Origin of the sequence: Actinomycetospora chlora, from assembly GCF_039542135.1 — a bacterium.
In the GTDB taxonomy this organism is placed as follows: Bacteria; Actinomycetota; Actinomycetes; order Mycobacteriales; family Pseudonocardiaceae; genus Actinomycetospora; species Actinomycetospora chlora.
Genome location: NZ_BAABHO010000018.1, coordinates 57,476 through 71,901, shown reverse-complemented (window position 1 = coordinate 71,901; position 14,426 = coordinate 57,476). Strand labels below are relative to the sequence as shown.

The window sequence follows — 14,426 nt, the reverse complement described above, 5'->3', positions numbered from 1 at the left end:
GCGGTGATGAGCACCGACGACGTCCGGGTGGACGTGGACCTCGACGCCGCGACCGCCGTCCTGCACGTGGACGACACCGAGGCGGGACACATCGACATGCACCGGCGGCACGGCACCGCGAACGCGCCGGACGCGCTCGTCGTCGTCCACACCGAGGTGGACGACGCGTACGGCGGGCGGGGGCTCGCCGGCCGCCTCGTGCAGGCCGTGTTCGACGCCGCCCGCGCCGCGGGCCTGCCCGTCGTGCCGCGCTGCCCCTACGCACGGCACTGGCTGGGCTCGCACCCCGACTACCTCGCCGACGTCCCCGAGCACGACCGCCGGGCCCTGGGCCTGGACGACCCGCCCACCGAGGAGGCCTCGTGACCAGTGTCGAGATCGACCCGCACGCCCAGCCGTCGGGTACCGGCTGCGTGGAGTGCGACGCGAGCGGCGGGTGGTGGTTCCACCTGCGCCGCTGCGCGGCCTGCGGGCACATCGGGTGCTGCGACTCGTCACCCGGCCAGCACGCGACGAAGCACGCCCGCGAGCAGGGCCACCCGATCCTGACGAGCTTCGAGCCCGGCGAGGACTGGTTCTTCGACGACCGCGACGGGTCGGTGGGCCACGGTCCGGTGCTGGCGGGCGCGCAGAACCACCCCGAGGACCAGGGCGTCCCCGGCCCGACCGACCGGGTGCCGTCGGACTGGATGCAACGCCTGAACTAGGCGGTCGGGCCGAACCGCTCCACGCGGATGGTCCCGGCGGGCTGGCCGGCGTCGACCAGCAGCGTCTCCATCGCGCCGGTGAAGCGGGCGGACCCGCACAGGTAGACGGTCGCGTCGGGGTCGACGAGCGCCGCGACGGCCGCGGCGTCGAGCCGGCCGTGGTCCGGGCCGGGCTCGCGGGTCAGGGCGATCCGCGCGCCCGCCGCCGCGAGCTCGTCGGCGTAGGGCAGCAGGACGCGGGTGCGCGCGGTGACGGCCAGCCGCAGCAGCTCCGGGTGCCCGAGGTCCTGCGCGTGGCGCAGCATGGCGCGCAGCGGAGCCACGCCGCTGCCCCCGCCGATCGCGACCGCCGGGGTGCGGCCGTTCCACACGAACCAGCGCCCGATCGGGCCGCGCACCTCGAGGTCGTCGTCGGGCTCGACGACGTCGGCGAGGTACCCCGACACCTCGCCGTCCTCGATCCGCTCGACGAACAGCTCCACCAGGTCGTCCGACGGCGCGGACGCCACCGAGTACGACCGCGAGGCGGTGTAGCCGTCGGGCGCGCGCAGCCGCACCACGTAGTGCTGCCCCGGGTGGTGCTGGACGCGCTCGGGCACGGCCAGGCGCAGCACCACGGCATCGGCCGACGGGTGGGCGACCTCGACCACCCGCGCGTCGCGCCACTTCGCGGCGGCCCGGCGGTCGTTCGGCCCGCCCGGGCGGTCGTCGGGGACGGAGAAGCGCCCGTCAGTCCCCGCGCTAGTCCCCGTCGAAGCGCTGCTCACGCCAGGGGTCGCCTCGCTCGTGATAGCCGTTCACCTCCCAGAAGCCGGGCTCGTCGTGGTCGAGCAGGGTGATCCTCTCGATCCACTTCGCGGACTTCCAGAAGTAGAGGTGCGGCACGATCATGCGCACCGGCCCGCCGTGCTCGCGGCTCAGCGGCTTGCCCTCGTGCTCCCAGACGATCCACGCCTTGCCGCCGCGCACGTCGTCGATCGGCAGGTTGGTGGTGTAGCCGGTGGTCGAGTGCTCCACGACGAACCGCGCCTCGGGCCGCACGCCCGCGGCGTCGAGCAGCGTGTCGACCGAGACGCCGGTGAAGTTGGTGTCGAGCTTCGACCAGGTGGTCACGCAGTGGATGTCGCCGGCGTAGACCGACGGCGGCAGCGCCCGCAGCTCGCGCAGCGTCCAGGTGGTCGGGGTGTCCACCAGGCCGTCGACGGTGATGCTCCAGCGGTCCGCGTCCAGGCGCGGGGTCGCCTCCGCCGTGAGCACCGGCCAACCCGACCCGACGTCGTACTGCCCGGGCGGCAGGCGGGGATCCCGCTCCTTGCGCCGCCCGAAGAACCCGCGGGTGGTCGTCGCCACGATCATCACTCCGTCCCGGCCGGCGCCGTGTGCCCGCCCGACAGTAGTGAACGATCGGCGTCGGGGTGATCCGTCGAACGACGCAGTGACGCTCGGGGGACCGATCAGCTCCGGACCGCGACCGTGGGCGTGGGGGTCGGCGGCGGCACCGGGCCCCGGCCGGCACCGGACGTGGGGCACGCGACGGCGCGGTCGGCCGCGACCGCGACCCGCAGGTCGGGCAGCCCCGACAGCGAGAGGGTGACCTCCTGGCCGGCCACGATCTCGCCGACGCCGGCCGGGGTGCCGGTGGTGAGCACGTCGCCGGGGCGCAGCGGGTAGGCCGACGACGCGTAGCTCACGAGCGCCGCGACGCTCCAGATGAGGTCGCGGGTGTTCGCGCGCTGGCGGACGTGGCCGTCGACGGCGCACACGAGGTCGACGTCGGTCGGGTCGATCTCGTCGGCGGTGACGAGCCACGGCCCGAGCGGGGTGAACGTCGCGAACGACTTGCGCAGCGAGCGGTCCTCCCCGCCGCGCATGGTGATGTCGAGGCAGCCCGTGTAGCCCAGGACGTGGTCGAGCGCGTCGACCTCGGACACGTTCCTGGCCTCGCGGCCGATGACGACGGCGAGCTCGCCCTCCTGGTCGAAGCGCCGGTCGGTGTAGGGCAGCGCCACGGTGCCGCCGTGCGGGAGCACCGACGCGGGCGCCTTGAGGAACACCCCGAGCGCCCCGACGTGGCTCGTCTGGCTCATCTCGACCATGTGGTCGTGGTAGTTCACGGGCGCGGCGAGCACGGTGCCCGGGTCCGGCACGGTCGGGGCGAGGGCCAGGTCGGCCAGGGCGAGCCGCGGCCCGGCGTCGGGGGTCAGCGACCCGCGCAGGGCCTCCCACGCCCCGGCCAGCGCGCGCATCGGGGAGAGCCCGGTCGCGTCGGTGCGCGACCGGACGAGGTCGGTCAGGTCGGTGACCGACGCGCCGTCGGGGTCGACCAGGCCGACCCGGTCTCTGTGGTCGGCACCCTCGACGGTGAACGAGACGAGACGCACGGCGGGGCCTCCTCAGGCCTGGGGGTCGACGACGACGTGGCGGTCGAGGCGCAGCGCCTCGAGGACGGGGGCATCCGAGAGCACGAAGACGTCGGCGGGCCCGTCGTCCGCGCGGTGGTCGACGGCCGCCCACGAGGGCACGGTGATCATGTCGCCCGGGCCCCAGGTGAACGTCTCGCCGTCGATCGTCGTCGTGCCCCGCCCCGAGAACGCGACGCGCACCGACGAGCCGGCGGTGCGGGTGGTGGCGGTGCGGGCGCCGGGCCGCAGGCGCTCCATCCGGCAGCGCAGGGTGGGCAGCACGTCCCGGCCGGTGGTCGGGTCGGTGAACGTCACCCCGACGCTCGCGTCGCCGGGCCGCAGGGCGGCGAGGTCGGCCAGCGCGGCGTCGGTGTGGGCGCGGCGGTAGACCGACAGCGGCGAGCGCCCCACCGGCGCGGGCACGCCGTCGGGCCGCAGCCCCGGGTGGCCGTGCAGGGCCTCACCGGGCGAGCGGTCGGGGGCGGCGGTGTTCGGGGCCTCGTCCTCGCGGGTCTCGAAGAACACGGCGTCGAGGGCGGCCACCATCGGCAGGTCCAGGCCGTCGAACCAGATCATGGTGCCGTCGCCGGGGTTGTGGTGCTCGTGCCAGGTGCCGCCCGGGGTGAGCACGAGGTCACCCGGCGCCATCGGGCACGGGTCGCCGTCGACCGCGGTCCACACCCCCTCGCCCTGCAGCACGAACCGGACCGCACCCGGGGAGTGGCGGTGCGCCGGCGCGGTCTCGTGCGGGCCGAGGAACTGCACGGCGGCCCACAGGGTGGACGTCGCGTAGGGCAGCCCGCCGAGGCCGGGGTTGGCCAGCGCGAGCACGCGGCGCTCGCCCCCGCGCTCGATCGGGATGAGGTCCCCCGAGCGGTGCGCGAGCGCGGACAGGGTGTGCCACGGCCAGAGGTGCCCGCGGGTGCCGCCGCGCGGGGTGGGCGTCATGAGGTCGCGCGTCTGGGTCCAGAGCGGCTGCAGCCCGGCCGCGGCGACGTCGCCGTAGAACCGCTCGAGGGCAGCGGTCTCGGCGGTCTCGGACTCGAGGGTGGTCATGCGGGTCTCCCGTGGGTCGAGGACGCGGCCAGCGGGCGGCCGATGCCCTGCTCGGCGACGGCGGTGAGCAGCGACGCCCGGCGCAGCCACGCGCGGGCGGCGTCGGGGTCGGCCGCGGTGGCACGCAGCGCGGCCTGGTTCTCGGCGCGGACCGCCGGGTCACGCTCCGCCATCATCTGGGTGTTGCGGTGGGTGTCGGCCCGGACGTAGTCCAGCGCGACGCCGCGCCGCACGGTGTCGTAGGCGGCGAGCTCCGCGGCGAGGTCGCCGCCCGGGGCGGCCGCGCGCACCAGGCGCCGGCCGAGGTCGACGGCGTCGTGGATGCCGGAGTTCAGGCCCATGCCGCCCATCGGCGAGTTGATGTGCGCGGCGTCGCCGGCGAGCACGACCCGCCCCTCGTGGAAGCGGTCGGCCACGCGCTGGTGCACGGCGTAGATCTGCCGGTCGAGGATGCCGTAGTCGTGGCCGATGTCGGCGAAGCCGCGCAGCCGGCGCTGCATGGCCGCCGGCTCGAGCGCCGCGTCGGTGTCCTCCTCGGGCGGGATCGGGAAGAGCACGCGCCACGACTCGGGGGTGCGCAGGACGAAGACGAACTCGTCGGGGTCGGCGATGTAGCTGACCTCGGCGAGGTCGGCGTGCACGTCGGGCACCACGGCCCGCAGGTCCTCGGCCACCGAGATGATGAGGAACCGCTGCGGGTAGGTGACGCCCTCGAAGCTCGCCCCGAGCAGCTTGCGCACCGCGGAGCCCGCGCCGTCGGCGCCCACCACCAGCGACGACGGGTACGCCGTCCCGTCCTCGGTGGTGACGGTGACGCCGCCGGTGTCCGGGGCGAGCCCGCTCACCCGCGCCGCGAAGTGCTGCGCGACCCCGAGCTCCGGCAGGCGGCGCAGGAGGATCTCCACGAGGCGCTGCTGGTTGAGCTGCAGGCGGAAGGGGAAGCGCGTCTCGTCGGCCAGCGCGCCGAGGTCGAACTCGGCGACGAGGCCCTGCCGGCGGTCCCGGTAGTGGTAGCGCGGGACCCGCAGGCCGCGGGCGAGCATCTCGTCGGCGACGACGCCGCCGTCGATGCCGGCGAGCAGCTCCATCGTCGCGGCGTGGAACGTCGAGGCCCGCCAGTCGGTCCGGTTGACGGTGTCGGCCTCGAGCACGCGCACGGGCAGGCCGGCGTCGGCCAGCGACCAGGCGGTGACGAGCCCGACCGGGCCCGCCCCCACGACGGTGACCGGGCGGTCGGCGGACGCGGCGAGCGACATCGGGTGGTGGTCCTTCCTGCGCGGGGTGCGTCCCGGACGCTAGATCCGGCGTCCGCTCCTGCGGGACGGGTGGTGGGATGCGTTCTGTGGAGCAGAACGAGGAGGGCGGGACGACCGATGGCGACGCCCTGCCGACCTACGCCATCGAGTCGGTGGACAAGGCGCTGCAGATCCTCGTGATGCTCCGCGAGCGGCGGCGGGTGCGGGTGGTCGACGTCGGCGAGGAGCTGGGCGTCGCCCGCTCCACCGCCCACCGGCTGCTCGCCACCCTCGCCCACCGCGGCTTCGTGGTGCGCGACCCGCGCGACCGCAGCTACCGCGGCGGGCCGGAGCTGCTCGGGCTGGGGGCGGTCGGCGAGGTCGACCTGCGCGCCGCCGCGGGCGAGCACGTCCGCGCGCTGTCGGCCCGCCTGCGCGAGACCGTCAACGTCATGGTGCTCGAGGGGGCGTCGTGCCGGTTCCTCGACGGCGTCGCCGGCGAGCGCCCGCTCGGCACCCGCGTGCGCACCGGCGCGGTGCTGCCCGCCCACATCGTCTCGGGTGGGAAGGCCCTGCTGGCCGAGCTCCCACCGCGCGAGGTCGAGGCGCTGTTCGGCGCCTCCCTGCGCCGCATCACGCCGGCCACGATCGTCGACCTCGACGCGCTGCACGCCGAGCTGCGGCGCATCCGCGAGCAGGGGTACGCGGTGAACCGCGAGGAGAGCGAGCCGGGGCTGTCGGCGGTCGCCGTCGTGGTGCGGGCCGGGCCGCGGGCCGTCGGGGCGGTGGCCGTCTCCGCGCCGACACAGCGGCTCGACGACGAGGGCCTGGGGGTGGCGTTGGAGGCGCTGCACGCCACCGCCCAGGCCATCGGCGCCGAGCTGGGGTGAGCCGGGGTCACGCCGTGACGGCGCCGTCCTGCGCGGGTGCGGGGGACGCCGTCTCGTCCGCGGCGGGCGAGTGCGCCGCGAGGCGCCACACCGCGAGCCCGGAGATGAGCGACAGCAGCCCGATGTAGGCGGCGATGGCCTGCGAGCTGCCGGTGGCGGCCAGGATCGTGGCCGCCAGCAGCGGGGTCACGCCGCCGCCGAGCACCGCCCCGAACTGGTAGGACAGCGAGGCGCCCGAGTAGCGCACGGCCGTCGGGAACGCGCCCGACACGATGATCGCCTGCACGGCGGCGAGCATCCCCAGCACCAGGCCCATGAGCAGCATGGCGACGGCCACCGCCGGGGTGGCGCCGGTGTCGATCAGCCCGAACACCGCGAAGGGCACGACGACGCCGAGCCCCGACGCCAGCAGGAAGATGCGCACCGGGCCGACCCGGTCGCACAGCGCGCCGGCGACGATCGTGACCGCGAGGTAGAGCACCGAGCCGCCGATGATCGTCAGCAGCATCGTCTGCTGGGGCAGCTTCACGGTGCCGGTGCCGTAGGAGAGCAGGTACACCGAGAGCAGGTAGCCGAACGACGACGGCGCGAGCGTGATGCCCATGCCGAGCAGCACGGTGCGCGGGCTGTTCCGCAGCACCTCGAGCACCGGCAGGCGGCGGACGCCCTCGCTGCGCCGGGTCGCCTGGAACTCGGGGCTCTCGGTGAGGCGCAGGCGGATCACGAGGGCGACGACGACGAGCAGGGCGGACAGCACGAACGGGATGCGCCAGCCCCAGGCCGCGAAGTCCTCGCGCCCGAAGGCGAGGCTCGACACCAGGAACACCACGAGCGCGGACAGCGACCCGGCCGGCAGCCCCATCTGCGGGAACGACGAGAACCAGCCCCGGCGGCCCGCCGGCGCGTGCTCCATGGCCATGAGCACCGCGCCGCCCCACTCGCCGCCGACGCCGAGGCCCTGCACGAAGCGCAGCACCACGAGCAGGATCGGCGCGGCGATGCCGATCGCGGAGTAGGTGGGCAGCACCGCGATGAGGAAGGTGCCGATGCCCATGAGCAGCAGCGACGCGACGAGGGTCTGCTTGCGCCCGAGGCGGTCGCCGAAGTGGCCGAAGACGATGCCGCCGACGGGCCGGGCGATGAACCCGACGGCGAACGTGCCGAACGCCGCGAGCGTGGCCGCCGCCGGCGAGAAGTTCGGGAAGAACTGCGGCGCGAAGATCAGCGCGGCCGCCGCGCCGTAGATGTTGAAGTCGTACCACTCGATCGCGGTGCCGATGAACGTCGCGCGGGCGACGCGCCGGGCGTGGGCGGGCGTGGGACCGCCCGCGTCGCTGCGGGGCGGGGCTGTCGACACGGGGACTCCCTGGTGGTGGACGGGCAGGGTCGGACGGGGACGGTAGGAGCGGGCGCGCAGGGTGCGACGCGTCACGCCGTGCTGTTCTGCTCAGCAGAACGGCGGGGGTGGAACACGTACTCGGCGAGGTCGGGCTCGCGGACCATCCGCCAGTAGTCGATGAGCGGGAACGGCCAGACCTGGGACACGCGGCCGGTCGCGTTGCGGTACCAGCTGTTGACGGTGGCCACGCCCCACGCCATGCGGGCGCTGCCGGCGTCGACGCGGGTGTTGTACGCGTCGTGCGCCTCCGGGCGGACCTCGACGGCGGCCGCGTCCCGCGCGAGGAGCTCGCGCAGCAGCCCGAGGACGTGGTGCACCGCGATCTCGGAGAACAGCAGGATGCTCCCGTTGATCACCAGGCCGGTGTTGGGCCCGAAGACGCAGAACAGGTTGGGGAAGCCGGGCACGTGCACGCCGAGGTGGGCGCGGGCGTCGCCGTCCCACCAGTCGTGCAGGTCGCGCCCGCCGCGGCCCCGGATGGTGATCGGCGCGAGGAAGTCCTCGGCGTGGAAGCCCGTGGCGTAGACGATGACGTCGACCTCGTGCTCGGTGCCGTCGGCGGTCCGGATTCCGGTCGGGGTGATCTCCGTGATGCCCTCGGTGACCAGCGCGACGTGCTCGCGGTGCAGCGCCGCGGCCCAGACGCCGTTGTCGCGCATCATCCGCTTGGCGCCGGGCGGGTAGTCGGGCACGACCTTGGCCAGCAGGTCGGGCCGGTCGCCGAAACGGGCCTCGAGGTTGGCCACCAGGGCCTGCCGCAGCGCCTCGTTGCGCGGCGACACCGACACCGGGTGCTCCCAGTCCGGGTCGACCTCCATGAACGGCCGGCGACCGTCCACCGAGGTCCAGAACTGCAGGAACCGCAGCCAGCGCGGGTAGTGCGGCAGCGCGCGGGCCAGCGCGCGGGCGGGCTCGGCGATCGGCTCGTGGTAGGTCGGCGTGGGCGCCATCCACGGTGGCGTGCGCTGGAAGACCGTCAGCGACGCGACGCGGTCGACGATCGAGGGCACCACCTGGTAGGCGCTCGCGCCGGTGCCGACCACCGCGACCCGCCGGCCGGTGAGGTCGACGTCGTGGCGCCAGCGCGCGGTGTGGAACGACGGGCCGGCGAACGTGTCGCGCCCCGGCACGTCGGGGAGCTTGGGCCGGTTGAGCTGGCCGGTCGCGCTGATCACCGCGTCGGCGACGAGCGCGTGCTCGGCCCCGCCCCGGTCGCGGGCGGTGACGGTCCACCGCGCGGTCGCCTCGTCGAACACCGCGGCGGTGACCTCGTGGCCGAAGCGGACGAGCCGGCGCAGCTCGAGGTCGTCGGCGACGCCGCGGAAGTAGCCGTGGATGTCGTCCCGCGCCGAGAACTGGTGCGGCCAGTCGGGGCGCTGGGCGAACGAGAAGCTGTAGGCGAAGTTGGCGGTGTCCAGGCGAGCGCCGGGGTAGCCGTTCTCCAGCCACACGCCGCCGACGTCGTCGTTGCGCTCGAGCACGGTGACGCCCACGCCGGCCTGGGTGAGCCGGTGCGCGGTGACCAGTCCGGACATCCCCGCCCCGATGACGACGACGTCGAGCGTCCGCCCGGGCGCGACGTCGCCGACGGTCCAGCCCGGCGCGCCGACGTCGTCGGGCAGGGCGAGCTCGTGGGCCATGAGCGGCAGGTACTCGTCGCCGACGTCGCCGGCGACGAAGCGCATGAGCCGCCGCAGGGTCGCGGTGTCCGGCTCCGGGGCGGGCACCATCCCCGCGTCACGGAACCGCCGCAGCGCCGCCACCGCCCGCTCCCGGGCCGCCGCGACGACCTCGGGGGCCATGCCGCCCTGGGGCTCGACGCGGTCGGGCAGCAGGCGCAGCGGGGGCCGCAGGGCGTCGTCGACGAGGTCGAGGTCACCGGTCAGGTGGGCCAGGGCCGGCAGCAGCGCCGGCATCTCGGCCGCGCCCACGGCCGCGACGAGGGCCTCGTCGTCGGCGAGCAGCGCCGCCAGCTCGTCGGGGACGCCGGTCGCCGCGGTCGTGACCGTCGGGGTCGCCATGGGCCGCCTCTCGTTCGCCGGTGGGAGCCGGTCCACGATGCGGTCGGGGCCCTGGCGTGGGGAAATGGCGAACCGGACCGTGGTGATTCCGCACCGGCATGACCGTCGCGGGGATCGGGGGTGGCTCGTGGAGCTGCGGCACCTGCGCTCGTTCGTGGTGGTCGCCGAGGAGCTCCACTTCGGGCGCGCGGCGGCCCGGCTGTTCGTCGTCCAGCCGGCGCTGAGCAAGCAGATCGCCGCGCTCGAGCGCGAGCTCGACGTCGTGCTGTTCGAGCGCGACCGGCACGGCGTGTCCCTGACGACGGCGGGCGGCGCCCTCCTCGAGGACGCGCGGCGCGTGCTCGCGCAGGCCGACGCCGCGGTCGGGCGGGCGCAGGCGGCGGGCCGCGGCACGACGGGGACGCTGCGCCTCGGCTTCATCGCGCCGGTGCTCTACGACCTGCTCCCGGGCCTGCTGCGCCCGTTCCGCGCGCGCTGGCCCGACGTGCGGCTGGTGCTCGAGGAGATGCACAACCGCGAGGCCGTGCTCGGCGTGCTCGGCGGCCGCGTGCAGCTGGCGTTCGTGCGCCTGCCGGTGCCGCCGGAGCCGGACCTGCGGGTGCGGCCGGTGCGCAGCGAGGGGCTCGCGGTCGCCGTGCCCGCCGGCAGCCCCCTCGCCGACGGCGACGGGCCGCTGCACGTCGCCGACCTCGCCGACCAGGACCTCGTGCTCATCGGCCGCGACCGCGAGCCCGAGCTGCACGACTCCTACCTCGCGCTGTGCGCCGCGCACGGCGTCACCCCGCGCGTGGCCCACGAGGTCGACCGCACGCACGTCGCGGTGGGTCTCGTCGCGTGCGGGCTGGGGGTGGCGCTGGTGCCGCGGTCGGCACGGCGCGTCGCCCACCCCGACGTCGCCTACCGCCCGCTGGAGGACCCGACCGCGCGCCTGACGGTCGGGGTCGCGTGGCGGGACGGGCAGGACCCGGTGGTGGCGAACTTCCTCGCGCTGTGCCCGGAGCCGGACGGGCCCTAGTCGGGCACGTGGCGGCGCAGCGGCGGGTCCGCGCCCTCGGCGACCTCGACGCGGGTGCGGGCGGCGTGGGCGATCCACGCCGGGTCGCTCGACGCGAGGAACCGGTCCCCCGCGACCGCCGCGAGGGCCGCCTCCGCGGCGACGGACGGGTCGACGCCCTCGGTGATGCCGCGGGTGAGCATGTCGACCGTCGCCGCGGCGACGGCGTCGCTGCGCCCGGGCGGGCGCGGCCCGAGGTGGTCGGGCCAGTGGTTGCGCTCGTTGAAGGCCGTGGCCACCGCGCCGGGGCAGAGCACCGTCACGCCGACCGCGCTGCCGGAGCCGGCGAGGTCGCGGTGCAGCGACTCGCCCAGCGCGAGCAGGGCGTGCTTGGTCGCGGCGTAGGGGGCCATCGCGGCTCCCGCCGACCACGACGCGATCGACCCGGTGACGAGCACGTGCCCGCGGTCGCGGGCGACCATGGCCGGCAGCGCGGCAGCCAGCAGGTGGACCACGCCCCACAGGTTGACGTCGACCACCCAGCGCCAGTCGGCCAGCGGGGTCTCCCACAGCCGCGCCGGGTGCCCGGGCACGCCGGCGTTGGCGGCCACGAGGTCCACCCGCCCGTGGAGGTCCGCGGTCTCGGCGACGACCCGCGCGACGGCGTCGGCGTCGGTCACGTCGAGCGGCACGGCGCTCGCCGGGGCGCCCAGCGCGTCGCGGGCGGCCGCCAGCGCGACGGCGTCGCGGTCGGTGAGCACGACGCGCAGTCCCCGCCGGGCGAGGGCCGTCGCGAGCGCCCGCCCGATCCCGCTGGCCGCACCCGTCACGATGGCGACGTCACCGACCCGCAGCTCCATGCGGCGATGCTCTCCCGTGGCCCGCCGCGGCGGGACCCGACGGCGATGCCGGGCGGGCATCACCCGCTCCGCGACGGGAATGGCCCCGCGCCGGGTGTCGTTGCCCGGTCACCGGCGCCACCGAGAGGATCGATCCGTGCCCACTCCCGATGTCCCGCTCGAGAAGCTCGGCTTCCTGACGCTCGGGACCTTCGACGGCGACGATCCCGGCCCCGGCATGGAGTCGACGCTGCAGGTGGCGGAGCTCGGCGAGCAGCTCGGGTTCGACAGCGTCTACCTGCGCCACCGGCACTTCCAGACCGGCATCTCCTCCCCCGTCGCGATCATGGCGGCGCTGACGCAGCGCACCTCGCGCATCGCCATGGGCACCGCGGTCACCCCGCTCGGCTGGGAGAACCCGCTGCGCATGGCCGAGGACCTCGCGACCGTCGACATCCTGTCGGGCGGCCGCCTCGAGCCCGGCTTCTCGGTGGGCCCGCCCATCCACTGGGACGACGTCAAGGCCGCGCTCTACCCGGACACCGCCGAGCACGAGGACCTCACCTACGAGCGCGTCGCGCGCCTGCTGCGCATGATCCGCGGCGAGGCCGTGAGCACCTTCTCCGGCACGGCGGGCTTCGAGGCGTTCTCGGCCCGGGTCGAGCCCCACTCCCCCGGCCTCGGCGACCGCATCTGGTACGGCGCCGGGAGCCACCGCTCGACGCAGTGGGCCGCCGAGCAGGGGCTCAACCTGCTGACGAGCAACATCATCAAGCCCGAGGACGGCGACCTCGAGCGCGACGGCCGGTGGGACTTCGCCGCCATCCAGCAGCGCCAGATCGCGCTGTTCAAGGCGCACCACCCCGACGGTGAGGCCGCCCGCGTCTCGCAGGGCCTCGTCGTCATCCCCACCGACTCGGCGACGCCCGAGCAGCGGGCCCGGTACGAGGCCTACGTCGCGAAGCGCACGCCGCGCACGTCGGCCCCGGCGGGCCCGCCCGGGCCGGGGCTGCTCGCCGCGCCCGACGTGCTCGGGACCTCCGACGAGGTGGCCGAGAAGCTGTACGCCGACGCCGCGTTCCGCGAGGTGCGCGAGGTGGTGTTCGCGCTGCCGTTCACGTTCGAGCACGAGGACTACGTGCAGATCCTCACCGACATGGCGACGAAGCTCGGGCCGGCGCTGGGCTGGAAGCCCTCGGCGTGACGGGCCACGCCGACGAGGTGGGCCTCGGGCCGCTGCTCGCGGAGCTGACCGCCCCCGGCGGCGAGTTCGCGATGCGGCCGGCGATCCTCGACGGCGTGCCGGTGCGGGTGCACGAGCGCGGCCCGCACACGCTGCGCGAGCTGTACCTCGCCACGCCCGCACCCGCCGACCGCGTCGCCACCGTCTACGGCCACGAGCACGTCACCTACGGCGAGCACCGGCGGCTGGTCGCCGGCCTGGTGCGGTGGCTGACCGGGCAGGGACTGCGGCCGGGCGACCGCGTCGCGATCGCCGCCCGCAACGTCCCCGAGTGGAGCGTGGCGTTCTGGGCCGGCATGGTCGCCGGGCTCGTCGTGGTGCCGCTCAACGCGTGGTGGACCGGCGACCAGCTGGCCGGCGCGATCGCGCACGCCGGCGCCCGCGTCGTCGTCGCCGACCCGGAGCGGGTCGACGCGCTGGCCGGACGGGCCGGCCTGCCGCCGGTGGTGCGCGTGCGGGGCGAGGGCGCCGCACCGCCCGGCGTGGTGGCGTGGGACGACGTCGTGCGGCCCGCCGACGACCTGCCCGACGTCGCCGTCACCCCGGACGACACGGCGACCCTGATCTACACCTCCGGCACCACGGGGCGCCCCAAGGGCGTCGTCAGCACCCACCGCAACCACGTCACCAACGCCCTCAACGTGGCCTGCGTCGGACGTGCGGTCGCCCTCGCCGCCGAGCGGGCGGGCCGGCCGGCGGTCCCGCCCGCCCGGCCGGGCACGCTGCTGGCCTACCCGCTGTTCCACATCGCCGGGCTCAACGGGCTCTACGGCGCCGTGCTCTCCGGGGCCACGCTGGCGCTGCTGCACCACTGGGACCCCGACGAGGCGCTGCGGCTGATCGCGACCGAGCAGCTCACCAACGCCTCGGGCGTGCCCGCCGTGCTGCGCGACGTCGTCGAGCTCGCCGTCGAGCACCCGCGCGAGACCGCCTCGCTGACGCGCATCGCCATGGGTGGCGCGCCGATCCCCCCGACGCTGGTGACGCGCGTGGCCACCGAGCTGGCCGGGCGCGCATCGGCGGCCAACGGCTACGGCGCCACCGAGACGACGTCCGCGGTCTGCGCCAACACCGGCGCCGACTACGCCGCGCACCCCGACAGCGTCGGGCGCCCGGTGCCCGGCACCGACCTGCGGATCGTCGACCCGCTGACCGGTGACGACGTCCCCGACGGCACCGTCGGCGAGCTCTGCTTCCGCGGCCCGCAGATCATGCGGGGCTACTGGGAGGACCTCGAGGCCACCGCCGCCGTGCTGCGCGACGGGTGGCTGCACTCCGGCGACCTGGGCCTGCGCCGCGACGGCTGGGTGTACGTCGTCGACCGCGCCAAGGACGTCGTCGTGCGCGGCGGCGAGAACGTGTTCTGCGGGGAGGTCGAGGCGGCGCTGCTCGCCCAGCCCGGCGTGCTCGAGGCCGCCGTCGTCGGCGTGCCCCACCCCCGCCTCGGCGAGGACGTGGCCGCGGTGCTCGTCGCGACGCCGGGCGCGGTCCCGGACACCGCCGCGCTGCAGGCCGCCCTCGGCGCGGTCCTGCCGGGGTTCGCGGTGCCCGGCACGGTCGTCTGGCGCGGCGAGCCGCTGCCCCGGACCGCGACCGGGAAGATCCTCAAGGACGACCTGCGCCGCGAGCTGCGCGGCTGA

14 protein-coding genes are annotated in these 14,426 nt (G+C 75.8%); 6 read left to right on the top strand and 8 right to left on the bottom strand.

All coding sequences use genetic code 11. The features are described from left to right. The first annotated feature begins 6 nt into the window (after positions 1-6). Together ABD994_RS13325 and ABD994_RS13320 are read left to right on the top strand one after the other, a co-directional pair. Entirely contained in the window at positions 7-366 is a 360-nt protein-coding gene (locus tag ABD994_RS13325; protein WP_345415049.1) for a GNAT family N-acetyltransferase, read from the top strand. Then, positions 363-707 carry a UBP-type zinc finger domain-containing protein gene (locus ABD994_RS13320; protein ID WP_345415047.1) on the top strand — a complete coding sequence of 115 codons (345 nt, stop codon included), beginning with the start codon at positions 363-365 and terminating at the stop codon, positions 705-707. The genes ABD994_RS13325 and ABD994_RS13320 overlap by 4 nt, the downstream gene beginning before the upstream one ends. Here ABD994_RS13320 and ABD994_RS13315 read toward each other — a convergent pair. The 5 genes from ABD994_RS13315 to ABD994_RS13295 all read right to left on the bottom strand — a co-directional run bounded on the left by ABD994_RS13315 (position 704) and on the right by ABD994_RS13295 (position 5,421). Beyond that, positions 704-1,474, bottom strand: a complete 771-nt coding sequence (locus tag ABD994_RS13315; RefSeq protein ID WP_345415045.1) for an FAD-binding oxidoreductase — start codon at positions 1,472-1,474, stop codon at positions 704-706. The two genes, ABD994_RS13320 and ABD994_RS13315, sit on opposite strands and share 4 nt — an antisense overlap. Beyond that, positions 1,449-2,057: a sulfite oxidase-like oxidoreductase gene (locus ABD994_RS13310; protein WP_345415043.1), complete on the bottom strand. Its 609-nt coding sequence runs from the start codon at positions 2,055-2,057 to the stop codon at positions 1,449-1,451. The genes ABD994_RS13315 and ABD994_RS13310 overlap by 26 nt, the downstream gene beginning before the upstream one ends. Positions 2,058-2,161: 104 nt before the next feature. After that, entirely contained in the window at positions 2,162-3,088 is a 927-nt protein-coding gene (locus ABD994_RS13305; RefSeq protein WP_345415041.1) for a fumarylacetoacetate hydrolase family protein, read from the bottom strand. Between the two features lie 12 nt (positions 3,089-3,100). Beyond that, the gene (locus tag ABD994_RS13300) at positions 3,101-4,165 is read right to left on the bottom strand and encodes a cupin domain-containing protein (RefSeq protein WP_345415039.1); all 1,065 of its coding nucleotides are present in this window, start codon (positions 4,163-4,165) and stop codon (positions 3,101-3,103) included. Then, positions 4,162-5,421, bottom strand: coding sequence for an FAD-dependent oxidoreductase (locus tag ABD994_RS13295; RefSeq protein ID WP_345415037.1), 1,260 nt, complete (start codon positions 5,419-5,421; stop codon positions 4,162-4,164). The genes ABD994_RS13300 and ABD994_RS13295 overlap by 4 nt, the downstream gene beginning before the upstream one ends. Positions 5,422-5,498: 77 nt before the next feature. Here ABD994_RS13295 and ABD994_RS13290 point away from each other — a divergent pair, with 77 nt between their 5' ends. Beyond that, complete coding sequence (locus ABD994_RS13290; RefSeq protein ID WP_345415035.1) at positions 5,499-6,290, top strand: IclR family transcriptional regulator; 792 nt, start codon at positions 5,499-5,501, stop codon at positions 6,288-6,290. A gap of 7 nt (positions 6,291-6,297) precedes the next feature. On the opposite strand, the gene ABD994_RS13285 is transcribed toward ABD994_RS13290, so the two are convergent. Both ABD994_RS13285 and ABD994_RS13280 read right to left on the bottom strand, forming a co-directional pair. Then, the gene (locus ABD994_RS13285) at positions 6,298-7,647 is read right to left on the bottom strand and encodes an MFS transporter (protein WP_345415033.1); all 1,350 of its coding nucleotides are present in this window, start codon (positions 7,645-7,647) and stop codon (positions 6,298-6,300) included. A 71-nt stretch (positions 7,648-7,718) separates the two neighbouring features. Further along, positions 7,719-9,710, bottom strand: coding sequence for a flavin-containing monooxygenase (locus tag ABD994_RS13280; RefSeq protein WP_345415031.1), 1,992 nt, complete (start codon positions 9,708-9,710; stop codon positions 7,719-7,721). A gap of 127 nt (positions 9,711-9,837) precedes the next feature. Between ABD994_RS13280 and ABD994_RS13275 the strand changes: the two genes are divergently transcribed. After that, positions 9,838-10,725 carry a LysR family transcriptional regulator gene (locus ABD994_RS13275; protein WP_345415029.1) on the top strand — a complete coding sequence of 296 codons (888 nt, stop codon included), beginning with the start codon at positions 9,838-9,840 and terminating at the stop codon, positions 10,723-10,725. Here ABD994_RS13275 and ABD994_RS13270 read toward each other — a convergent pair. After that, positions 10,722-11,564, bottom strand: coding sequence for an SDR family oxidoreductase (locus ABD994_RS13270; RefSeq protein WP_345415027.1), 843 nt, complete (start codon positions 11,562-11,564; stop codon positions 10,722-10,724). The genes ABD994_RS13275 and ABD994_RS13270 overlap by 4 nt on opposite strands. A gap of 136 nt (positions 11,565-11,700) precedes the next feature. Here ABD994_RS13270 and ABD994_RS13265 point away from each other — a divergent pair, with 136 nt between their 5' ends. Together ABD994_RS13265 and ABD994_RS13260 are read left to right on the top strand one after the other, a co-directional pair. Then, a complete protein-coding gene (locus tag ABD994_RS13265) occupies positions 11,701-12,747 on the top strand; it encodes an LLM class flavin-dependent oxidoreductase (RefSeq protein ID WP_345415024.1) in 1,047 nt (348 codons plus the stop codon). Next, a complete protein-coding gene (locus ABD994_RS13260) occupies positions 12,744-14,426 on the top strand; it encodes a class I adenylate-forming enzyme family protein (RefSeq protein ID WP_345415022.1) in 1,683 nt (560 codons plus the stop codon). Before ABD994_RS13265 ends, ABD994_RS13260 begins: the two co-directional genes overlap by 4 nt.

What these genes read in the sequence shown, in the direction of transcription:
- ABD994_RS13325 (WP_345415049.1), top strand. Translation starts at nt 7, where the DNA reads ATGAGCACCGACGACGTCCGGGTGGACGTGGACCTCGACGCCGCGACC.
- ABD994_RS13300 (WP_345415039.1), bottom strand. Translation starts at nt 4,165, where the DNA reads ATGACCACCCTCGAGTCCGAGACCGCCGAGACCGCTGCCCTCGAGCGG.
- ABD994_RS13295 (WP_345415037.1), bottom strand. Translation starts at nt 5,421, where the DNA reads ATGTCGCTCGCCGCGTCCGCCGACCGCCCGGTCACCGTCGTGGGGGCG.
- ABD994_RS13290 (WP_345415035.1), top strand. Translation starts at nt 5,499, where the DNA reads ATGCGTTCTGTGGAGCAGAACGAGGAGGGCGGGACGACCGATGGCGAC.
- ABD994_RS13280 (WP_345415031.1), bottom strand. Translation starts at nt 9,710, where the DNA reads ATGGCGACCCCGACGGTCACGACCGCGGCGACCGGCGTCCCCGACGAG.
- ABD994_RS13270 (WP_345415027.1), bottom strand. Translation starts at nt 11,564, where the DNA reads ATGGAGCTGCGGGTCGGTGACGTCGCCATCGTGACGGGTGCGGCCAGC.